This window comes from Pseudoxanthomonas fibrivorans, from assembly GCF_041464125.1.
Lineage (GTDB): Bacteria > Pseudomonadota > Gammaproteobacteria > Xanthomonadales > Xanthomonadaceae > Pseudoxanthomonas.
The window spans coordinates 60,901-82,208 of the sequence record NZ_JBGNUG010000002.1 but is presented as its reverse complement, the minus strand read 5'-3'; the positions used below and the strand labels follow the sequence as shown (position 1 = coordinate 82,208).

Below are 21,308 nucleotides of genomic sequence, written 5' to 3'. Positions count from 1 at the left end.
GCGGCAGGCGGCGCTCAGGAATCGCGCGGTTCGACCACCACGGCGGTTCCATAGCACAGCACCTCGGTGAGGCCCGCCATCAGCTCGGTGGCGTCGTACCTGACCGCGACGATCGCGTTGGCGCCCAGCTGCCGGGCGTGCTGCAGCATGTCGCCATAGGTTTCCTGTCGCGCCTGCTCGCACAGTTCGGTGTAGATCGTGATGTTGCCGCCGAACAGCGTCTGCAGCCCGCCGAGGAAGTTGCCCACGATCGAGCGCGAGCGCACGGTGATGCCCCGGACCAGGCCGATGTTGCGCACGATGCGGTAGCCGGCAAGCTCCGGCGCCGTGGTCACCATCGCGTCGGCCAGCGACAGCGACGGCGGGCGGGGGGCGAAGGATGAGTTGTACGGATCGGTCATGGACTTCCCCTGTCGGTTCTGCATGGCGGACCGGCGGATCGCATGCCGGGGTTTGGAGGCGAACTCACATGGCCGCGCCCGCGCGCCCGGCCGCCGCTTCGGCACGGGCCGCGTCGACCGCGGCACGGGGATTCAGCAGGCGCTGGCCGGTGGCGTTGGGTGTGGCGCTGGTCTCGAGCAGTTCGCGCAGGCGCGCGCCGCCAAGGCCCGGCGCCACGGCCAGCATCTTCGCCGCGGTGTTGGCCACCAGCGGTGCGGCCATCGACGTGCCCGAGGGAAACGAGACGCTGCCGCCGGGCAGGCGGGCGGGCACCCTGTCGCCGTTGGCGAACAGGCTGATTTCGGCACCGGTGTTGGTCCAGTCGGTCGCCGCGCCGGTGCGGTCGACCGCGCCGACCATGAGGAAGTTGGGCAGGCTGAAGCGGGTGGCCGGGTTCTCGTCCTGCAGGCTGGCCCCGGCGTTTCCGGCGGCGCCGACGAACAGCACCTGGGGCGCGTTGCGCATGCCGTCCTGCAGGACCGAGCGGATGCGTTCGACCGTGTAGCGCGCCAGCGCCGTGCGCTCGGCTTCGGGCATCTGCGGCGCGCAGGCCTTCAGGTTGCCGAGGTAGGCGCGCTCGGCGCGCCCCCATGACATGTTGATGACGCGTGCGCCGTTGGCCACCAGGAAGTCGAGCAGGTCGCCGATCGACGCGGCCTCGCGGTCGGCCAGTTCGCGCGTCCAGCACGGCACCGGCGGGCGGCCGTGCCACCACTGCTGGCGGGCGACCACGATCTGCGCGCCGGGAAGGCCGCGCAGGGCGATGTCGGCGATCGCGGTGCCGTGCACGTAGCCGCTCCAGCGGCCGGTGACGTCGTCGAACGCGTCCGCCTCGGCCGGCGTCTGCGCCTTCATCCGGGCCGAGATCTCGCGCGCCGCCGCGCTGTCGACGCCACCGTCGCGGTCGTCCAGCGCCCGCAGTATCCCGTTCAGTTCGTCCTGCCGCGATCTCATTTCGTCGGGCAGCACCGCCATCGGCGTGTCCTGGCGCCGCTTGAACGCGTCGTAGCCGCGCACCAGCGGCGCACCCTGCGCGTCCAGCGCCACCTGCGCCGGAAACAGGGCCAGGTCCACGCCGCTGTCCCAGATCCCGATCCGCACCGGCGCGGCCGCCGGGTCGCCGGCCACGTCCGCCTCCCGCGCATCCCAGAACGGCCCGAGGCTGGCCTCCTGCGCCGCCGCCGCGGAAGCCAGCGCGCACAGCAGTGCCGCCACCACCCGTCGCGCCTTCCACCCGATCGCATTCATGGCGTTCCCCAGCCGGGGCGATCCCGGCCGGGCCATCTTGCCCGACCGTCAGGGCTGCCGCATCCGCGCCCGCGGAGCCGGCGCTCAGCCCGTGTACTGCAGCGGCACCCGCTTCACCGCGCACAGCAGGCGGTAGGCGCTGGTCTGGCTGTGGGCGACGACCTGCGCCGCCGGCACCTGGTTGCCCCACAGCTCCACGCGGCTGCCGACGCCGGCCTGCGCATGGCCGGTGAGGTCGACGGTGAGCATGTCCATCGAGACGCGGCCGACCAGGCGGCCGGGGCGGCCGTCGATCGCCACCGGCGTGCCGTTCACCGCGAACTGCGGGTAGCCGTCGGCGTAGCCCATCGCGACGACACCGATGCGCGTCGGCCGTTCGGTGACGAAGCGCGCGCCATAGCCGACCGGCTCCCCGGCGGGCAGGTCGCGCACCGCGATCAGCTTCGATTCCAGGGTCATCACCGGGCGCAGCTCCGCGGCGATGGCGTTCGCCTGCGGGAAGGGCGAGACGCCGTACAGCATCAGCCCGGGCCGGGCCCACTCCGCGCGCGCCCGTGGCCAGCCGAGCAGCGCCGGCGAGTTGCACAGGCTCGATTCGCCCGGCAGGCCGGCGGTGGCATCGTGGAAGGTGGCCAGCTGTTCGTCGGTGCGCACGCACTCGGGTTCGTCGGCGCGCGCGAAGTGGCTCATCTTCACGATGCCGCCCACGTGCGGCAGCGCGCGCAGGCGCTGCCATGCGTCGCGGTAGTCCGCCGCGCCCAGGCCGACGCGGTGCATGCCCGAGTCCAGCTTCAGCCAGACCTCGACCGGCTTCCGCAGCGGCGTACGCTCCAGGGCGTCGACCTGCCACGGCGCGTGGACCACGGTCCACAGGTCGTGCTGCACGATCAGCGGCAGTTCGTCGGCATCGAAGAAGCCCTCAAGCAGCAGGATCGGCGCGCGGATGCCGGCCTCGCGCAACGCGAACGCCTCCTCGATGCAGGCCACCGCGAAGCCGTCCGCCTCGTCCTGCAGCGCGAGCGCGCAACGCGCCGCGCCGTGGCCGTAGGCATCGGCCTTGACCACGGCCAGCGCACGGCCACCACCGAGCCTGCGCGCCATCCGGTAGTTGTGGCGCAGGGCCTCGAGGTCGATGAGGGCGCGGGCGGGACGCATCGTGGAGTCGGCCGGTCTCTGGAGCGGGGTCGGAGCCGTGGATGCCGGCGTACCGGGACCGCGGCGTGGCGCCCCGGCGTGTCGACCCGCGGAGGGTCGGCGCGCCGGAGCGGGAATCACCCGCCGATTGTCGCCGGAATCGCCTCGCCATCCATCGCCGGCGTCGCCGCAGCGCGTCCGTAGCGGGAGATGTCCAGGCCCTCGCTGCGGATCCGGGTCGGCCGGTGGGCGATGACGTCGGCCAGGTAGCGGCCCGAGCCGCAGGCCATCGTCCAGCCCAGCGTGCCGTGGCCGGTGTTGAGGAACAGGTTGCCCAGCGGCGTGGCGCCGACCACCGGCGTGCCGTCCGGCGTGGCCGGACGCAGGCCGGTCCAGAACTCGGCTCGCGCCAGGTCGCCGCCCTTCGGGTACAGGTCGCCGACGACCTTCTCCAGGGTGGCGCGGCGGCGCGGATCCAGCGACAGGTCGAAGCCGGACACCTCGGCCATGCCCCCGACGCGGATGCGGCGGTCGAAGCGGGTGATGGCGATCTTGTAGGTCTCGTCCAGCACGGTCGACGCCGGCGCCATCGACGCGTCGGTGATCGGGATGGTCAGCGAGTAGCCCTTGAGCGGATATACCGGCAGGCGGATGCCCAGCGGCTTGAGCAGCTGCGGCGACCAGCTGCCCAGTGCCAGCACGTAGCGGTCGGCGGTCTCCAGCTTTCCATCGATGCGCACGCCGGTGACGCGCCCGCCATCGGATTCGATCGCCTCGATGTTCGCGCCGTAGCGGAACTCCACCCCGCGCATCTTCGCCAGCGCGGCCAGGCGTTCGCAGAACAGCTGGCAGTCGCCGGTCTGGTCGCCCGGCAGGCGCAGGCCGCCGACCAGCTTGTCGGCGGCGGCGGCCAGCGCGGGCTCGACCCGGGCCACGCCGGCGCGGTCCAGCACTTCGTACGGCACGCCGGCCTCGCGCAGCACGGCGATGTCGCGCGCGGCGGCATCGAGCTGGGCCTGGGTGCGGAACAGCTGGGTCGTGCCGAGGCGCCGGCCTTCGTAGGTCAGGCCGGTTTCCGCGCGCAGCTCGTCCAGGCAGTCGCGGCTGTATTCGGCCAGGCGGACCATGCGCTCCTTGTTCACCGCGTAGCGGCCGGCCGTGCAGTTGCGCAGCATCTGCGCCAGCCACAGGTACTGGTCCGGGTCGAGCGTGGGCCGGATCGCCAGCGGCGCGTGCTCCTGGAACAGCCACTTGATCGCCTTCAGCGGCACGCCCGGGGCAGCCCACGGCGAGGCGTAGCCCGGCGAGATCTGCCCGGCGTTGGCATAGCTGGTCGAACGGGCCGGCCCCGGCTCCCGATCCACCACGGTCACGTCGAAACCGGCCTGCGCCAGGTACCACGCGCTGGTCACGCCGATCACGCCACTGCCCAGTACCAGAACCCTCTGCATCGCCCGATCCTCGATTCAGGCGCTTCCACTGGATGAATGGGGAAGCCGCCGGCAAGGCGCGCAGTATATGGACGAATATCCGGTTGTTTTTTCCGTTTTATCAGCGTGTTAAGGTGGATTCGCCTTAACAACCGGGCTCCCCGTGGAGGTTTCCTTGGCCGACCGCCCCACCCGTGCGCGCCAGGAGCGCGCCGCCCGCGACCTGGACCGGATCGACCGCCACATCCTGCGCATCCTCCAGCAGGAAGGCCGCATCTCCTTCACCGAACTCGGCGAGCGCGTGGGGCTGTCCACCACGCCCTGCACCGAACGCGTGCGCCGGCTGGAGCGCGACGGCGTGATCGAGGGCTACTACGCGCGGCTCAATCCGCAGGCGCTGAAGGCCGGGCTGCTGGTGTTCGTCGAAATCAGCCTGGCGTACAAGTCCGGCGACATCTTCGAGGAGTTCCGGCGCGCGGCGCTGAAGCTGCCCAACGTGCTCGAGTGCCACCTGATGTCGGGCGACTTCGACTACCTGATCAAGGCCCGCATCTCGGAGATGGCGTCGTACCGGAAGCTGCTCGGCAGCAGCCTGCTGACCCTGCCGCACGTGCGCGAGTCCAAGAGCTACATCGTGATGGAAGAGGTCAAGGAGACGCTGTCGCTGGCGATCCCGGACTGAGCGGCGCCGCCACGGCGGGCCCTGGAACGACATCGGCGGCCTGGGGCCGCCGATGCGTGGACGATGGGCGTGGCCCGAGCGCTCAGTCCGCCCAGCGCACCGCCGACTGCGTGCCCGGCAGCACCTGCGCCGACAGCGGGCGGTCCTGCTCGAGCAGGTCGATCGCATTGGCCAGGATCGCCGCCGCCTCGCGCTGCAGCGGGTCCGGACGCTTCTCGGCGGCCTTCTCGCGCGCGGCGTCGCGGACGACGTCGCGTTCGTTGGCGGTCAGGCCGTCGTCGGTTTCCTCGGCCAGCGGGTCCAGGTCCAGGCCCTTGGCCTTGCGGATCGCCTGGCGTTCCTTGCGCTGCGTTTCCTGGCGGTCGCGCTCGGCGCGGCGCTCGGCCTCGTTGAGCGACAGGTACTTCTTGGCGGCCTCGGCGCGGTAGTGGGCCACGTCCTCGCTCCACCACTGGAACTCGAGGTCGTCGGCGATGCGGCCGGCATGCATCTGCTGCAGCCGCGGCAGCATCGGCGCGAAGTTGCCGTAGCGCGCGTGCGGCACCGCCGAGATCCGGGTCCACGGCAGCGCGTTGTCGTAGGTGCTCTCGCCGAACTCGTTGGCGTCCACGCTGACCGGGTAGGCGATGTCGGGCACCACGCCCTTGTTCTGGGTGCTGCCGCCGTCGGCGCGGAAGAACTGGGCGATGGTCAGCTTGACCTGGCCGTAGCGCGGGCCTTCGCCGGCCGCCGGCCAGCGGTCCAGGTCGAGCAGGTTCTGCACCGTGCCCTTGCCGAAGGTGGTCTCGCCGATGATCAGCGCGCGGCCGTAGTCCTGCATCGCGCCGGCGAAGATTTCCGAGGCGGAGGCCGAGCCGCGGTTGACCAGCACCGCCAGCGGGCCGTCCCAGGCCACGCCCGGGGTGCGGTCGCTGTAGACCTGCACGCGGCCGCCCGACTCGCGCTGCTGCACCACCGGGCCCTGGTCGATGAACAGGCCGGTGAGCTGCACGGCTTCGTCGAGCGAGCCGCCGCCGTTGTTGCGCAGGTCCAGGACCACGCCGTCCACGCCCTTGGCCTGGAACTCGGCCAGCAGGCGCGCGACGTCGCGGGTCGCGGAGGTGTAGTCGTTGCCGTTGCGGCGGCGGCCCTCGAAGTCCTGGTAGAAGGTCGGCAGCTCGATCACGCCGACCAGCCGCTCGGGCATGCCGCCGTGCGCGGGAAGGGTGTAGGTCTTGCTCTTGGCCGCCTGTTCGGCCAGCTGCACGCGCTGGCGGGTCAGGGTCACGGTGCGGTGTTCGCCGTCGATGCCGTTCTCGGCCGGGATGTACTCCAGCTTGACCTGGGTGCCCTTGGTGCCGCGGATCTTGGCGACCACGTCGTCGATGCGCCAGCCGATCACGTCCTCGATCGCACCGGTCTTGCCCTGGCCGACGCCGACGATGCGGTCGCCCGCCTTCAGCGTGCCGTCCATCGAGGCCGGGCCGCCGGGGATGATCTCGCGGATGACGACGATGTCGTCCTGGCGCTGCAGCTGCGCGCCGATGCCTTCCAGCGACAGCGACATCTGCTGGTTGAAGTTCTCGGCGCTGCGCGGGTCGAGGTAGTCGGTGTGCGGGTCGACCGACGCGGTGTAGGCGTTGAGGAACAGCGCGAACACGTCCTCGCCCTTGAGCTCGGACACCGAGCGGGCGACCTGCTGGTAGCGCTTGTCCAGGGTCTTGCGGATCTCGTCCGGGGCCTTGCCGGCGAGCTTGAGCCGCAGCCAGTCGTTCATCACCGACTTGCGCCACAGCGCGTCGAGCGCGGCGGCGTCGGCGGCCCACGGCGCCTCCTCGCGGTCGTACTCCCAGCGCTCGTTGCCGGTGAAGTCGAAATCCTTCTTCAGCAGCTTGCGGGCGTAGTCCACGCGCTGGTCCACGCGCTGGCGGTAGACGCCGAACATCGCGAATGCGGCGGCCGGGTCGCCCTGGCGCACGGCGTCGGCCATGGTGTCGCGGTAGGGCTGGAAGCGGGCGATGTCGGCAGCGGTGAAGAACTGCTTGTTGCCGTCCAGCGCCTCGAGGTAGCGGCGGAAGATGTCTTCCGACAGCGCATGGTCGGCCGGCCGCGGGCGGTAGGCCAGGCGGCTGTCGGACAACGCGCCGTAGACCATCTTGGAAATGGTGGCCTGGTCGGCGGTGGGCGCCACCGCCAGCTGGTTGCCGTCGGCGCGCGCCAGCAGCGCGAGCGGGACGGCCAGCAGGGTGGCGGCGAACAGGGCGACGGGGGCGGAGACTCTGCGTTTCATGTAGGGGCTCATGGCCGGCATCAGGCCGGTCGGATCAGGCTGGACCAGGGGTGTGACTGGCGGACAGTGCCGGAAGTTGCAGCCGTCCGGACCAGGCCATAGCGGTACGGTTCACCGCAGGCTAGCCGCTGCGGTGTACGGAAAAGTGAACAGTCCGCCACGGGCGGGAGCGCGAAACGGTGGGCGCCGGTGGCGCTCAGGCCGCGACCCCGGCGCCGGCCGCCTGGCGGTCGGCGTGGTAGGACGAACGGACCATCGGGCCGGACGCGACATGGGCGAAGCCCAGCGCGTACCCGTACTCCTCCAGCGCCTTGTATTCGTCCGGCGTCCAGTAGCGCATCACCGGGTGGTGGTGCGCGGTCGGCTGCAGGTACTGGCCGATGGTGACCATCTCCACGTCGTGCGCGCGCAGGTCGCGCAGGGTCGCCTGCACCTGCTCCATGGTTTCGCCCAGGCCGAGCATGATCCCGGACTTGGTCGGGATCGACGGATGCTGCGCCTTGAACTTCTGCAGCAGGGTCAGCGACCACTGGTAGTCGGCGCCCGGCCGCACGTTCGGGTACAGGTCCGGCACCGTCTCGATGTTGTGGTTGAACACGTCCGGCGGGTTGGTCGCCAGGATCTCCAGCGCCCGGTCCATGCGGCCCTTGCCGCGGAAGTCGGGGGTCAGGATCTCGATCCGGGTGCCCGGCGCCCGCTCGCGGATCGCGGCGATGCAATCGACGAAGTGCTGGGCGCCGCCGTCGCGCAGGTCGTCGCGGTCGACGCTGGTGACCACCACGTAGCGCAGGCCCATGTCGGCGACGGTGTTGCCCAGGCTGACCGGCTCGCTGGCGTCCGGCGGCTTGGGCCGGCCGTGGGCGACGTCGCAGAACGAGCAGCGGCGGGTGCAGACCTCGCCCAGGATCATGAAGGTCGCGGTGCCGTGGCCGAAGCACTCGTGGATGTTCGGGCAGCTGGCCTCCTCGCAGACCGTGACCAGCCGGTTCTCGCGCAGCTTGGCCTTGAGGTTGGCGACGGCATTGCCCGAGGGGATCCGCACCCGGATCCAGGACGGCTTGCGCAGCACCGGGGCGTCGGCGAACTGCACCGGCGAACGGCCGATCTTGTCGCCGCCCAGCTGCTTGGCGCCGACCTGGAGCGTGCCCGCCTCCTGTGGCGCCGGCGGCGCGGCGGAGTCGGACAGGACCTGGAGCGGAATGGAGCGGGGGGCTGGGGACGTCATGGGCCTATTGTAGGCCGGAGCCCGGATGGCTGCCGCCCGGCCTTGGCGCCGTCGCCGGAACGCTGGCGGCCCCGGATGGAACGCAAGGCCGGCCGCGGCCCGGGCCGGGCTAGGCGGACAGGTCCGGCAGGCCCGCCTGCGGTTGCAGGACCAGGCCGAACTGGCGGGCGACCTGCTCCAGCAGCACCGGCTTGACCGCCTCCAGGCCCGAGGGACCGCCCAGGTCCCGGACCGAGGTCACCTGCAGGCCCTGGTAGCCGCAGGGATTGATCCGGTGGAACGGCTCCAGGTCCATGCCGACGTTGAAGGCCAGCCCGTGGAAGCTGCAGCCGCGGCGCACGCGAATGCCCAGCGCGGCGACCTTGGCTCCGCCCACGTAGACGCCCGGCGCACCCTCGCGGCGTCCGGCGCCGATGTTCCACTCGTCGAGCGTGTCGATGATCGCTTGCTCGATCCGGCACACGTAGTCGCGCACGCCGACCTTGAGCCGGCGCAGGTCCAGCAGCGGATACAGCACGATCTGGCCGGGCCCGTGGTAGGTCACCTGACCGCCGCGGTCCACGTGCAGCACCGGGATGTCGCCCGGCGCCAGCACGTGCTCGGGCTTGCCGGCCTGGCCAAGGGTGAACACCGGCTCGTGCTCGACCAGCCACAGCTCGTCGACCGTGTCCTCGTCGCGCGCGTCGGTGAAACGCTGCATCGCCCGCCATACCGGCTCGTAGGCCTGGCGGCCGAGGTCGAACAGCCGTGCCGGCTGCGACGCCGGCGGCCGGGCGACCGCGGTGGCGCAGGCCGCGTCGGCCGCGCTCACAGGGTCCACTTCACTTCCGGGTGGTCGCGCAGCGCCTTGTGCGCGGCGTCGTACTGCTCGCGGCTCTCGGCGCGGAAGCTGATCCGCACCGACACGTACCTGCCGTTGGAGGAATGCTTCCACTGGATGCTCTCCTCCAGCACTTCCACGCCGAAGTCCTGCAGCAGCCGCGGCAGCTCGGTCTCAAGCCCCTTGTCGGCGGTGCCCATCGCGCTGAGCTCGAAGGTGCCGGGGAACTGGAAGCCGTGCTCGGGGTTGTCGGATCTGATTTCCATGACCGCATTATGGGTCCGCCTCCCGGGCAACCCAAGGGTGCGTCGCACTTCGCCCGGAGACGCCGGTCCCGTGCGCCAGCCGTGCCCCGCTACGGAGCGGCGGCCGCCCGCTTCCGGTAGTACTCGCGCAGCACGTGGAAGGCCTGCTTCGGCTCGCCCGTCTCCGACGTCAGGCCCTTGCGGTTGAAGCCGTCCTGCACGCCGGGCAGCGGCCGGCGCGGGGAACGGAAGTCGGACAGGATCCACGGCGAGGTACCGGCGAAGCCCTCGATCCGGTCGAGCATGCGCAGCGTGCGCCGGTACAGCTCGGCCTGGTATTCCTCGGTCCAGATCGCGCCGGCGTCGCCATGCAGGCCCTGTTTCGCGTCGGCGCCGAACTCGCTGACGAACACCGGCTTGTCGTACGGGATCTGCCAGCGCACCCGGTCGATCTTGTCCAGCGAGCCGTCGTACCAGCCGATGTACTGGTTGAAGCTCACGAGGTCGACCAGGTCGGCCAGCGGATCCTCGACCACGGCCACGTCCGGGTCGTCGTTGCGGTAGTGCTTCTCCATCGCCGCGCTGAGCAGGCGCGTGTCGTCCAGCGCGCGGGCACGCGCGGCCAGCCGCGAGAGGAAGCGGTTGCGCGGCTCGGACACCGGGGTCTCGTTGGCCAGCGACCAGATGATCACCGAGGCGCGGTTGCGGTCGCGGCCGATCATCGCCTCCAGCTGCGCCTCGGCGTTGCGGTAGGTCGCCTCGTTGGTCCAGTCGATGGTCCAGTAGACCGGGATTTCCGACCACACCAGCAGGCCCATCTCGTCGGCCAGCCGCGCCATGTCCTCGTTGTGCGGGTAGTGGGCCAGGCGCACGAAGTTGACCCCGAGCGCGCGCGCGCGTTCCAGCAGTGCACGCGCCTGGGCCTCGTCGCGCACGCGCCCGCCGCCGTCGGCCGAGTATTCCTCGTGCACCGAGATGCCACGCAGGAACAGCGGCTTGCCGTTGAGCAGCAGCTGCCGGCCACGGGTGGCGATCGTGCGCAGGCCGACCCGGTCGACCAGGGTGTCGCCGCCGCTGGCGATCTCCAGCCGGTACAGCCGCGGGTGCCCCGGCGACCACGGCTCGGCCTGCGGCACGCGGAAGCGGAACGCCGCACGGCCGCCGGCATCGGCGCGCACGGCTTCGCGGATGCCCAGCTCCGGCATCGACACCTCGACCCGCTCGCCGCCACGCGCGCCATCGAGCTGCACGCTGCCGGCCACCTCGCGGGCGTCGAGCGATTCCAACGCGATGCGGTAGTCGCGCACGAACACCGCCGGCACCACCACCAGCTCCACCGTGCGCGTGATGCCTCCGTAGTTCCACCAGTCGGTGTTGAGGGTCGGCACCGCGTCGGCGCGGCGCGTGTTGTCGACCTTGAGCACCAGCGAGTTGCCGCGGGCCTTCAAGCCGCCGGTCACCTCGAAGCGGAACGGGGTGAAGCCGCCCTCGTGGACGCCGAGCTTGCGGCCGTTGAGATAGACGTCCGCGCGGTAGTTGACCGCGCCGAACTCCAGGAACACGCGGTCCGATGGCCCGCGGGCCGGCGCATCGAAGGTGCGGCGGTACCAGACGCTGCCTTCGTAGTAATAGAGCTTCGGGTCCTGCGTGTTCCAGTCGCCGGGGACCTGCAGCGACTGGGCGCGGTCGAAGTCGTATTCGACCAGGTCGGTCGGCGAACCGGGCTTCGCGTCGCGGAAGTACGCACCTTTCGGCGGGTCGGCGAGCTGGTCGAACGGCTGGTAGCGGTAGTTGTAGTAGCCGTTGCCGTAGGGATCGACGATCACCTTCCACGCGCCGTCCAGCGACTGCGTCGCGCGGGTATGCACCTGCATCGGCGCTTCCGCGGCCGCGGCATGGAGGGCACCGAAGATGCCGGCCAACCACAGCACCGAGGTCCAACACGGGCGATGCAGGTGAAGTCCCACGTCGTTCGCTCCGGGGCAGGCGATGTCGCCGGCGAGCATACCCGACCGTGCCGGGCGATCGCCGCGGGATGGCGCGCACCACCCCGAAAAAGAAAATGCAGCCGGCTTGCGCCGGCTGCCTGGGGTGCCGCGGGAGCCGGAGCTACTTGGCCAGCTCGGTCATCGTGGAATTGACCCAGCCCTTGTTCCCCAGCTCGTCTTCGACCTCCCACATCATCCCTTCCTTGGCGCCGGTGGGGTACAGCAACATGCCCGGATCCAGGTCGCGCACCGCCGAACCGGTGCCCTTGGCGTTGGCCAGCAGGCGCGCCGGCTTGGTCACGCGCAGCGCCTGGGAGACGTTGGCGGCCGAAGCGTTGTCCGGCAGGCCGCCCAGCTGCGCGATCAGGTCGGTGTAGGCCTGCAGGTAGGCCAGGGTGATGACCTGGCCGATTTCGGTATTGGCGTAGCCACCGACGCCCGCGGCGCCGAAACCGCTGCCGCTGAACAGGCCCGCGCTGGTGCCCCAGCCGATGTCGGTCTTCTTGGCACTGCCCTCGGCCATGGCCACCTGTTCGGACGAACGCACGTCGGTGACGGTGAGGACCACGTCGGCGGTCTTCTTCTTCAGGTTCAGCCCGCCGATCAGTGCGCCGGCATTGCCACCGACCAGGCCGCCAAGCAGGCCGCCGATCGCATTGCCGCCGGCGTTGCTGTTCTGCGCGATCAGGTCGGGGATCAGGACGTAGTCGGCCGCCTTGACCTGTCCCTTGCCGATGTTCGATCCGCCACGCAGGTCGCCATCCGCGGCCAGGCCGCGTTCGTACTGCGCCGCCGCCATGCCCGCCCCGCGATCGACCAGGGTGAAGCAGCGCGACTTGTTCACGAACACCTTGATCAGCTTCGACGGTGCCGGCAACTGCTGGCCCGTCCACCAGTTCACCGCGTCCTCCGGCTCGATCACCGAGATCGTGCCCAGCGGCTTGGCGCATACCGGCAGCTGCGCCGTCTGCTGCTGGCGCGTTTCCTGCGCCGTCTGTGCCAGCGCCGGCACCGCCGTCATGGCCAGCAGACCCGCCGCCAGCATCACCGCTCCCGAATTCCTTTTGTGCATCACATTCTCCGTCTGTGGTGGAAGGCGCGAACCGGACGGGTGCGCCTGCCTCGCGGCCTGCGCGCATCGATGTCCTTCACGCCCCGCCTCGATGATAAACCACGGCCGCGGAGCGGCTTCATGCGGTGCCAGGTGTCGAAACGAAGACAGCCGGCATGCGCCGGCTGTCGTGGTCCACCTCGTCGCGGAAGGCGTCAGTCCGACTCCCACCACATCCAGAACGCATCCCACAGGCGCTTGAAGAAGCCGGCTTCCTCGACCGCGGTCGCCGCGACCAGCGGCGCCTGCGCGATCACCTTGCCGTCCAGGCTGACCTTCACCGTGCCGATTTCCTGGCCCGCCGCGACCGGCGCGACCAGCGACTTGGGCACTTCCATCGCCGGCTTCAGGTCGGCGTAGCGGCCGCGCGGCACGCTGACCAGCAGCGGCTGGGCCACGCCCAGCTGGACCTGGTCGGCCTTGCCCTTCCACACCTTCAGCTGCGCCACCGCCTTGCCGGGTTCGTACAGCTTGTGGGTCTCGAAGAAGCGGAAGCCCCAGTTGAGCAGCGCCAGGCTGTCGTCGGCGCGCTGGCGCTCGGAGGTCGAGCCCATCACCACCGCCACCAGGCGCTGGTCGCCGCGCTTGGCCGAGCTCATCAGGCAGTAGCCGGCGCCGGAATGGTGGCCGGTCTTGATGCCGTCCACGCTCGGGTCGCGCCACAGCAGCAGGTTGCGGTTGGGCTGGGTGATGCCGTTGACCGTGAATTCCTTGATGCTGTTGTACGCGTAGGCCTCCGGGTAGTCGCGCACGAAGGCGCGGCCCAGCAGCGCGAGGTCGCGCGCGGTGCTGTAGTGCTCCGGCGCCGACAGGCCATGCGCGTTGACGAAGTGGCTGTTCTTCATGCCGATCTTCGCCGCGTAGCTGTTCATCAGGTCGGCGAACGCCTCCTGGGTGCCGGCGACGTGCTCGGCCAGGGCGATCGCGGCGTCGTTGCCCGACTGCACGGCCATGCCCTTTTCCATGTCCAGCAGCGGCGCGCGCTGGTTCACCGGGAAGCCGCTGAAGCTGCCGTCGGTGCGGGCGCCGCCCTCGCGCCAGGCGCGCTCGGACATCAGCACCTGGTCGTCGGGCTTGACCTTGCCGTTGGCGATCTCCGCGGCGATGACGTAGGACGTCATCACCTTGGTGATGCTCGCCGGCTCCACCCGCTCGTCGACGTTCTCGCCGGCCAGGACCTGCCCGGTGGCGTAGTCCATCACCAGCCACGCGGTGGACTGGGCCGGCTCGGGCGCATCGGGAATGGCGACGGCGGCCGGGGCGGCGGCGGCGGCCGGCTGGGGCGCCGGTGCCTGGGCGAAGGCCAGGCCGACCGCCGAGGTGGCGGCCAGGGCGGCGGCGAACACGCGGGCGCGCGCGCCGGTGGCGAAACGGAACTTCATGCGGACGGGAACTCCTGCATTGGCCGGCGCGGGGCGGCGGCGGAACGGATGGAATGCGTCGGGCGGGAGCGACGCCAGGATGGATTGTGCGGAATTGTAGCGGGCGACGGCGCGGTATCCGTCCGCGTCATTCACGTACCAGCTGCGGTGTACCGAAGCCGAGACCGGCGATGCGCCCCGCAAGTTCCGCCGTATCGCCCGCGCCGGGCGCCACGCGCAGGCGCCAGAACGTGCGGCCACCGGCGACCACGTCGTCCAGCCGCGCGCCGGGGATGCCGGCGGCCAGCAGCCGTTCCAGCGCGCGCCGCGCATTGTCGAGGCTGGAGAAGCTGGCGACCTGAAGCTCAGGCCCCGAGGGGCCCGCGACGGCCGGGGCGAGGGGCGCGAAGGTGCCGGCCTGCGGGCCCGTCGCCGCGCCCTGCGCGACGGCCGGCGCCGGCACGGAAGCCGCGGCAGGCCGGACCTCGTGCGCGGGCGGCTCCGGTGCGGTGGCGGGCGGTGCGCTCGGCAGGGCCTGGACCAGCTGGTCCATGGCCGTGGCCGGCGTGGCCGGGGCGGTCGTGGCCACTGCGCGGGCCGGCGCCGCCGCCGGCCGGGCTGGCGCGGCCGCGGTCCGCGGCGCATCGGCGTCGCCAGGCTGCAGCGCGCGCACCTCGACCCGGCCGGTGCCGCGCGCCACGATCCCCAGCTTCACCGCGGCCGCGTAGCTCAGGTCGATGACCCGGCCCTCGTGGAACGGGCCGCGGTCGTTGACCCGGACCACCACCGACTCGCCGTTGTCCAGGTTGGTCACCCGGGCGAAGCTGGGCAGCGGCAGGGTCTTGTGCGCGGCGGTGAAGGCGTACATGTCGTACACCTCCTGGTTGGAGGTGCGGCGGCCGTGGAACTTGGCGCCGTAGTACGACGCCGTGCCGCTCTCCACGTAGCCGCGGGTGCGGTCCATCACGTGGTACTTCCTGCCCAGCACCGTGTACGGCGAGCGGTTGCCGACCGCCGAGCGCGGCTCGTCGACCACCAGCGGCTCCGGGATGCAGGCCACGTTGGGCACGTAGCTGGGCGTGGTGTCGCGCACGCCCGGCTTGTACAGGCCGCCTGCGGTGTAGTCGCCGCGGGTGGACGGGTCTTCCTGCGCGGCGGCATACGGCGATGCGCCGGTGCAGCCCGGCGCCGGCACGCCCGTCGCCGCCTTGGAACCGGCGACCGGGGTGCCGCCGGCGGCGGTGGCCGCGGGCTTCTTCGGCGCGCTGCCGCACGCGGCCAGCGCCAGGACGGCGAGCATCCCCAGCGCGCGCGCCGGCCAGGCGCTCATGCCGGCGGGATCTCGCGCCCGGCGATCGCCTGCGACAGCTGGTACACGGCCATCGCGTACATCTTGGAGATGTTGTAGCGGGTGATCGCGTAGTAGTTCTGGAAGCCGAGCCAGTACTGCGGGCCGGCGCTGCCTTCCAGCGACACCGGGGTGGCGGTGGCGCCGGCCGGCACCGGCTGCCGCGGCGCGTAGCCGCGCGCGGCCAAGTCGGCCAGCGAGTGGTTCGGGGTCCAGTCTTCCGGGTTGAACGGCTCGCGTCCCGGCGCCAGCGTGGCCGGCACCGCGACCGGCGCGTTGGCCACCCAGCCGCCCTTCTTCACGAAATAGTTGGCGATCGAGGCGAACACGTCGTCGAGGCTGCCGAACAGGTCGCGGCGGCCATCGCCGTCGCCGTCCACCGCGAACTCGCGGTAGCTCGAAGGCATGAACTGGCCCATGCCCATCGCCCCGGCGTAGCTGCCCCTGAGCGCGGTGATGTCCAGCTTTTCCTCCTTGCCCAGCGCGAACAGCTGCGCCAGCTCGTCGCGGAAGAACAGCTCGCGCCGCACTTCGCGCTCGAGCTTCGCCGGATCGCCGCTGCGCGGGTAGCGGAACGCCAGCGTGTACAGCGCGTCGAGCACCGAGTAGCGGCCGGTATTGGCGCCGTAGCTGGTCTCCACGCCGATGATCGCCACGACCAGCTCGGCCGGCACGCCGGTGCGCGCCTGGACCCGTTCGAGCCCGGCGCGGTGTTCGGCCAGGAACGCGCGTCCACCGTCGATCCGGGCCTGGCTGATGAACATCGGCCGGTACTCGTGCCACGGCTTGACCCGCTCGGCCGGGCGCGACATCGCGGCGACCACGCTGTCGAGGAAGTTCGCCTTCGCCAGCGTCGCCTCGATCTCGGCGGCGGGAATGCCGAAGCGCGCCGACGTGTCGCGCACGAAGTTCGCGCGCGCGGTCTCGAACGGGACGGGGGTGAGGTCGACCGGCGGCGCGGCGGGCTTCTCGGGCGCTGCTTCGGCCGGGGTGGCGACGGGGGCCGACGAAGGCGGGGAAACGAATGCTTCCTTCGGGATGCAACCGAGGAGGCAGAAGGCCAACAGGCTGGCGAGCACGGGCTTCATCATCGGCCGCAGGGTAGCATCGTGTGCAAACACGCGGAACCACCGGATTTCGGCCTGCATCCGCGGGCCCGCGCGTCAGCGGTAACCGTGCACCGGCCGGTGCGTGCGCACCGCCATCACCAGGCCCAGCCCGGCCAGCAGCGAGACCGCCGAGGTGCCGCCGTAGCTGAGCAGCGGCATCGGCACGCCGACCACCGGCAGCAGGCCGGAGATCATGCCGCCGTTGACCAGCACGTAGACGAAGAACGCCAGCCCGAGCGAGCCGGCGAGCAGGCGCGAATACGTGTCGCGCGCCTCGACCGCGATCCACAGGCAGCGCCCGACCACGAACAGGTACAGCGCCAGCACCGTGGCCACTCCCAGCCAGCCGAATTCCTCGCTGAGCACCGCGAAGATGAAGTCGGTGGTCTGTTCAGGGATGAAGTTCAGGTGCGACTGGCTGCCCTCGCCCCAGCCCTTGCCGGTGAGGCCGCCCGAGCCGATCGCGATCTTCGACTGGATGATGTTCCAGCCGGTGCCTAGCGGGTCGCGTTCGGGCTCCAGGAAGGTGAGGATGCGGTCCTTCTGGTACGGCCGCAGCAGCCAGATCCATGCCACCGGCGCGACCGCGGCCACGCCGCCGATCGCCACCCCGACCCACCACCACGGCAGACCGGCCAGCAACAGCGCGAACACGCCGCTGGCGGCGATCAGCATCGCCGTGCCGAAGTCCGGCTGCAGCAGGATCAGCCCGGTCGGTACCGCGATCAGCAGGCCGGCGACCAGCACGGTATCGATCCGCGGCGGCAGCGGCCGGCGGTGCAGGTACCAGGCGACCATCATCGGCAGGGTGATCTTCAGCAGCTCCGATGGCTGCAGGTAGAACACCCCCAGGTTGAGCCAGTGCCGGCCGTGCTTGCCGGTGCCGATCACCAGCACCGCCACCAGCGGCAGCAGCGCCAGCAGGTAGACGCTCGGCGACCACGCGCGCAGCCGGATCACCGATACCCGCGACAGCGCCCACATCGCCACCAGGCCGACCACGAAGCGCGCGCCCTGGGCCTTGATCAGCGCCGGGCCGCTGCTGGCGCCCCCGGCGCTGTACAGCACGGCCAGGCCGAAGGCCATCAGTGCCGACAGGGCCAGCAGCAGCGGCCAGTCCAGCGTGCGCGTGGCGCGCCCTGCCATGTCGAGCAGCCAGCGCAGGAAATCCCTCACCGGTCCTCCTCGCCTGTGGTCGCCGCGTCCGCATAGCGCGGCGCGGCGGCCTCGCGCGCGCCGGGGCGACGCGGCTCGGCCCCCGGTGCGGCCGCAGGCGCCGGGGGCGGAACCGGTGCACCCGGCGTTCCGCCCTGCGGGGCCGGCGCGGGCGCGGCACCCGCCGGCACGGCCGGAGGGGCGGCCGCATCGGCCGCGGGCGCCGCCGCGATGCAGCCGGCATCGCCGGCCGCGCACGCCGGCGCCGGCTTCGGGCCGTCGATCGGCTCCAGCCCGGCGGGCAGCTTGCCCAGCAGCCAGGCGTCGAAGATCGCCTTGGCGATCGGCGCCGCGGTGCTGCCGCCGTAACCGCCGCCTTCCACCGCCACCGCCACCGCGATCTGCGGATCGTCGGCCGGCGCGTAGCCGATGAACAGCGCGCGGTGGCGCAGGTGCATCGGCAGGCTGCGCGGATCCACCGCGGCGGTGCCGCGGCGGCTGACCACCTGCGCGGTGCCGGTCTTGCCCGCGATCAGGTACGGCGAACCGGCGCCGATCGCGCGCGCCGTGCCGCCCGGTCCGTGCACGGTCATGACCATGCCCTCGCGCACCACCTGCAGGTGGCCGGGACTGTCGCTGATCCGGCCCGGGGCCGGCTGGGCCAGCGGCGTCCACGGCGCGTCGAAGCGGTCGCGGCGCGCGTCGACCAGGTGCGGGTGGCGCAGGCGCCCGCCGTCGGCGAGCGCGCCGGTCCCGCGCACCATCTGCAGCGGCGTCACCTTCCAGTCGCCCTGGCCGATGCTGATGTTGACCGTGTCGCCCGGGTACCAGCGCTCCTTGCGGTGCTTCTGCTTCCACGCCGGGTTGGGCAGGATCCCGGTGTTCTCGCCGGACAGGTCGATCCCGCTCGGCTGGCCGAAGCCGTACCTGGTCAGGTACTGGTCGATCGTGCCGATCCCCATGTCCAGGGCGAGCTTGTAGTAGTACGTGTTGACCGAATCGGCGATCGACTTGCGCGCATCGGTCCAGCCATGGCCGCCGCGGTGCGAATCGCCCCAGCCGCGGCGCGTGCCCGGCAGGTAGAACATGCCGGTGGACAGGGTCCGGTCCTCCGGCCGGCGGGCGCCGCTGTCGAGCCCGGCCAGCGCGAGGAACGGCTTGAGCGTGGAGCCCGGCGCCACCCCGCCGAGCACGGCGCGGTTGAACTGCGGGCGCGAGGGGTTGTCGCTCAGCGCGCGGTAGTCGGCGTGGGAGATGCCGTTGACGAACAGGTTGGCGTCGAACGACGGCAGGCTGACCAGCGCGAGGATCTCGCCGGTGCGCGGATCCATCGCCACCGCCGTGCCCTCCAGCTCGCCGAACGCGGCCACCGTGGCGCGCTGCAGCTCGGCGTCGATCGACAGGCGCAGGTCGGCGCCGGGCCGCGCCGGCACCCGCCCGACCGTGCGCAGCGCGCGGCCCTGGACGTTGGTCTCGATCTGCTCGTAGCCGACCTGGCCGCGCAGCGTCTCCTCGTACGAACGCTCGATGCCGGTCTTGCCGATGTGGCTCAGCGCCGCCCCGCCCTCGCCCAGTTTTTCCAGGTCGTCCTCGTCGACCCGGCCGACGTAGCCGATCACGTGCGCGAACAGGTCGCCGTAGGGATAGTGGCGGGTCAGGTAGGGCTGCAGCTCCACCCCGGGGAAGCGCCAGCGGTTGACCGCGAAGGCGGCCATCTCCTCGTCGCTCAGCCGCAGCTTCAGGGTCACCGGCAGGAAGCCGCGGGCGCCCTTGCGTTCCTTGCGGAAGTGCGCGATCTCGTCCTCGCTCAGCGGCACCACCTTGCCCAGCTCGGCCAACACCCGGTCCAGGTCGCCGGCCTTGTCCGGGGTGATGTCGAGGCGGAATGCCGGCAGGTTCTCGGCCAGCAGCCGGCCCTTGCGGTCGTAGATCATGCCGCGCGCCGGCACCACCGGCCTGGGCCGGATGCGGTTGGCTTCCGAGCGGGTCGCGTAGTCGGCGTGCTGCAGCACCTGCAGGCGGAAGTACCACGCGCCGAGCGCGACCAGCGCCAGCGCCACGCCGACGAAGCCGAGCGCGGCGCGGCGGCGGAACTGTTCGGCTTCCGCGTGCGGGTTCTTGACCGGGCGACGGCTGTTCACGGGTGCACGCGGTCAGTCGCCACGCCGGCCCAGCCGCAGCGCGTCGAGCAGCAGGAACAGCGGTGGCCACAGCAGCACGCCGAGCAGCGGCGCCCACCAGTAGTTCCACGGCAGCGTCGGCTGGCCCAGGGCCAGGTGCACGGCCGCATCGACGATGCGGTCGTTGAGCAGCAGCGCGCCGATCGCCAGCGCCTGCTGCGACAGCGGGAAGAAGCGCAGGCGGGCGCGGAAGCGCTGCAGGATGAAGGCCATGATCACCAGCCGCAGCGCCTGTTCGCCGAGCAGGCCGCCGTAGGCGATGTCCGCGGCCAGGCCGACGCAGAACGCCAGGCCCAGGCCGGCGCGCGACGGCGCCTCGATCACCCAGTACGCCATCACCAGCGCGAGCCAGTACGGGCGCAGCGGCTGCAGCGCCCCGGGCAGCGGCAGCAGGCCCAGCAGCAGGGCCACGAGCAGGCTCGCCGGCAGGATCCAGCCGCCATCGCGCAGGCGGCTCATCGCGGCGCCTCGGTGGGGGGGGCCGCGTCGGGCCCGGGCGCAGGCGCGGTGCCCGGCGTCGGCGATGGACGCTCCCCGCCCGCCGTCGCGGGCACCGGCCGCGGCTGCGCCGGCGCCGGAGCGGGCCGGGACGGGACGTCCGCCGGGTTCGGGCTCGCCGGGTCGCTGCCTGCGGCCGGCGGCGCGGACGGTGCGGCCGTGGTCCCGCCGGCCGCGGCGGGAACGGTCGCGGCCGCACCCGGCAACGGCGGCGCGCCGGCCCGCAGCAGCAGCACGTCGCGGCCGCGGTCGAGCTGCGCGGCGGGCGCCAGTTCGCCGACCAGGAACGCCTGGCTCTCGTCCGGGCGCAGCGCGGTGATCGTGGCGACCGGGAAACCGGGCGGGAAACGGCCGCCCAGTCCCGAGGTGACCAGGGTGTCGCCGACCTGCACGTCGCGGTTCAGCGGCACGTCGCGAAGCTCCAGCCGGTCGCCGCCGCCGTAGGCGATCAGGCGGACACCATTGCGCGCGATCATTACCGGCACCGCGTGGTCCGGGTCGGTCAGCAGCAGCACGGTCGAGTGCATGGGGGTGACTTCGATCACCTGGCCCAGCAGTCCGCCGGCATCGAGCACCGCCTGGCCCAGGCGCACGTCCTGGCGGCTGCCGGCCGCCAGCACCAGGCGCTGCCGCGACGGCTCCAGGTCGATGTCCAGGATCGGCACCAGCTGCACGTCCAGGCCGCCGCGCTCGACCACGCCCAGCAGGTCGCGCAGCTGGGCGTTGTCGATGGCGGCGTTGCGCAGCCGGGTCAGGCGCGCGTTGGCCAGCAGCAGGTCGTTGCGCAGCTGCCGGTTTTCCTCCAGCAGCGCGCCGCGCGAGGCAAGCCCGTCCTTGAGGCTCGAGCCGACCCGGCCCGGCCAGCCGGCCATCGACCACACCGGCTGGGCCACCAGGTTGGCCTGCAGCCGCAGCTGGCGCAGCCAGCCGCCGCGGTGGTCGAGCACCAGCAGGGTGATGGCCAGCGCCAGGTAGGCCAGCAGCCGCAGCGTGCCGGCGGTATCCCCGGGACGGGCGGCGGTGGCAGGTCCGGGATAGGACGACACGGAAGGCGTTCGGGGGTC

At 71.9% G+C, this 21,308-nt stretch carries 18 protein-coding genes; 1 reads left to right on the top strand and 17 read right to left on the bottom strand.

The annotated features are described in order from the left end of the window. Nucleotides 1-14: 14 nt before the first annotated feature. From ACA089_RS13835 to ACA089_RS13820, 4 genes are all read right to left on the bottom strand, one after another. Nucleotides 15-401 carry a YbjQ family protein gene (locus ACA089_RS13835; RefSeq protein ID WP_372017922.1) on the bottom strand — a complete coding sequence of 129 codons (387 nt, stop codon included), beginning with the start codon at nucleotides 399-401 and terminating at the stop codon, nucleotides 15-17. 64 nt (nucleotides 402-465) lie between these two features. Further along, on the bottom strand, nucleotides 466-1,689 hold the full coding sequence (locus ACA089_RS13830) for a S8 family peptidase (RefSeq protein ID WP_372017920.1): 1,224 nt from the start codon (nucleotides 1,687-1,689) through the stop codon (nucleotides 466-468). 84 nt (nucleotides 1,690-1,773) lie between these two features. Further along, entirely contained in the window at nucleotides 1,774-2,844 is a 1,071-nt protein-coding gene (alr, locus tag ACA089_RS13825; protein WP_372017918.1) for an alanine racemase, read from the bottom strand. Nucleotides 2,845-2,960: 116 nt separating this feature from the next. Continuing rightward, nucleotides 2,961-4,274, bottom strand: coding sequence for a D-amino acid dehydrogenase (locus tag ACA089_RS13820; protein WP_372017917.1), 1,314 nt, complete (start codon nucleotides 4,272-4,274; stop codon nucleotides 2,961-2,963). Nucleotides 4,275-4,428: 154 nt separating this feature from the next. Here ACA089_RS13820 and ACA089_RS13815 point away from each other — a divergent pair, with 154 nt between their 5' ends. Continuing rightward, nucleotides 4,429-4,935, top strand: coding sequence for a winged helix-turn-helix transcriptional regulator (locus tag ACA089_RS13815; protein ID WP_372017915.1), 507 nt, complete (start codon nucleotides 4,429-4,431; stop codon nucleotides 4,933-4,935). 82 nt (nucleotides 4,936-5,017) lie between these two features. Here the strand turns inward: ACA089_RS13815 and ACA089_RS13810 are convergent, their stop codons facing one another. The 13 genes from ACA089_RS13810 to mreC all read right to left on the bottom strand — a co-directional run bounded on the left by ACA089_RS13810 (nucleotide 5,018) and on the right by mreC (nucleotide 21,290). Next, entirely contained in the window at nucleotides 5,018-7,204 is a 2,187-nt protein-coding gene (locus ACA089_RS13810) for a carboxy terminal-processing peptidase (RefSeq protein ID WP_372017913.1), read from the bottom strand. Between the two features lie 196 nt (nucleotides 7,205-7,400). Then, nucleotides 7,401-8,429 carry a lipoyl synthase gene (gene lipA / locus ACA089_RS13805; RefSeq protein WP_372017911.1) on the bottom strand — a complete coding sequence of 343 codons (1,029 nt, stop codon included), beginning with the start codon at nucleotides 8,427-8,429 and terminating at the stop codon, nucleotides 7,401-7,403. A gap of 109 nt (nucleotides 8,430-8,538) precedes the next feature. After that, a complete protein-coding gene (lipB, locus tag ACA089_RS13800) occupies nucleotides 8,539-9,240 on the bottom strand; it encodes a lipoyl(octanoyl) transferase LipB (RefSeq protein WP_372018934.1) in 702 nt (233 codons plus the stop codon). After that, nucleotides 9,237-9,515: a DUF493 family protein gene (locus ACA089_RS13795; protein WP_372017910.1), complete on the bottom strand. Its 279-nt coding sequence runs from the start codon at nucleotides 9,513-9,515 to the stop codon at nucleotides 9,237-9,239. The genes lipB and ACA089_RS13795 overlap by 4 nt, the downstream gene beginning before the upstream one ends. A gap of 89 nt (nucleotides 9,516-9,604) precedes the next feature. Continuing rightward, the gene (locus ACA089_RS13790) at nucleotides 9,605-11,461 is read right to left on the bottom strand and encodes a glycoside hydrolase family 2 protein (protein ID WP_372017908.1); all 1,857 of its coding nucleotides are present in this window, start codon (nucleotides 11,459-11,461) and stop codon (nucleotides 9,605-9,607) included. Between the two features lie 142 nt (nucleotides 11,462-11,603). Then, the gene (locus ACA089_RS13785; RefSeq protein WP_372017906.1) at nucleotides 11,604-12,554 is read right to left on the bottom strand and encodes a CsgG/HfaB family protein; all 951 of its coding nucleotides are present in this window, start codon (nucleotides 12,552-12,554) and stop codon (nucleotides 11,604-11,606) included. 194 nt (nucleotides 12,555-12,748) lie between these two features. Further along, nucleotides 12,749-13,975, bottom strand: a complete 1,227-nt coding sequence (locus ACA089_RS13780; RefSeq protein ID WP_372017905.1) for a D-alanyl-D-alanine carboxypeptidase family protein — start codon at nucleotides 13,973-13,975, stop codon at nucleotides 12,749-12,751. A gap of 127 nt (nucleotides 13,976-14,102) precedes the next feature. Continuing rightward, nucleotides 14,103-15,284, bottom strand: coding sequence for a septal ring lytic transglycosylase RlpA family protein (locus ACA089_RS13775; protein WP_372017903.1), 1,182 nt, complete (start codon nucleotides 15,282-15,284; stop codon nucleotides 14,103-14,105). After that, nucleotides 15,281-16,393, bottom strand: a complete 1,113-nt coding sequence (gene mltB, locus ACA089_RS13770) for a lytic murein transglycosylase B (RefSeq protein ID WP_372018932.1) — start codon at nucleotides 16,391-16,393, stop codon at nucleotides 15,281-15,283. The genes ACA089_RS13775 and mltB overlap by 4 nt, the downstream gene beginning before the upstream one ends. A gap of 72 nt (nucleotides 16,394-16,465) precedes the next feature. Continuing rightward, complete coding sequence (gene rodA / locus ACA089_RS13765; RefSeq protein WP_372017902.1) at nucleotides 16,466-17,587, bottom strand: rod shape-determining protein RodA; 1,122 nt, start codon at nucleotides 17,585-17,587, stop codon at nucleotides 16,466-16,468. Beyond that, nucleotides 17,584-19,707: a penicillin-binding protein 2 gene (gene mrdA, locus ACA089_RS13760; protein WP_372017900.1), complete on the bottom strand. Its 2,124-nt coding sequence runs from the start codon at nucleotides 19,705-19,707 to the stop codon at nucleotides 17,584-17,586. The genes rodA and mrdA overlap by 4 nt, the downstream gene beginning before the upstream one ends. A gap of 12 nt (nucleotides 19,708-19,719) precedes the next feature. Then, nucleotides 19,720-20,205 carry a rod shape-determining protein MreD gene (mreD, locus tag ACA089_RS13755; protein ID WP_372017899.1) on the bottom strand — a complete coding sequence of 162 codons (486 nt, stop codon included), beginning with the start codon at nucleotides 20,203-20,205 and terminating at the stop codon, nucleotides 19,720-19,722. Beyond that, nucleotides 20,202-21,290: a rod shape-determining protein MreC gene (gene mreC, locus ACA089_RS13750; RefSeq protein ID WP_372017898.1), complete on the bottom strand. Its 1,089-nt coding sequence runs from the start codon at nucleotides 21,288-21,290 to the stop codon at nucleotides 20,202-20,204. The genes mreD and mreC overlap by 4 nt, the downstream gene beginning before the upstream one ends. Between the last annotated feature and the right edge of the window lie 18 nt (nucleotides 21,291-21,308).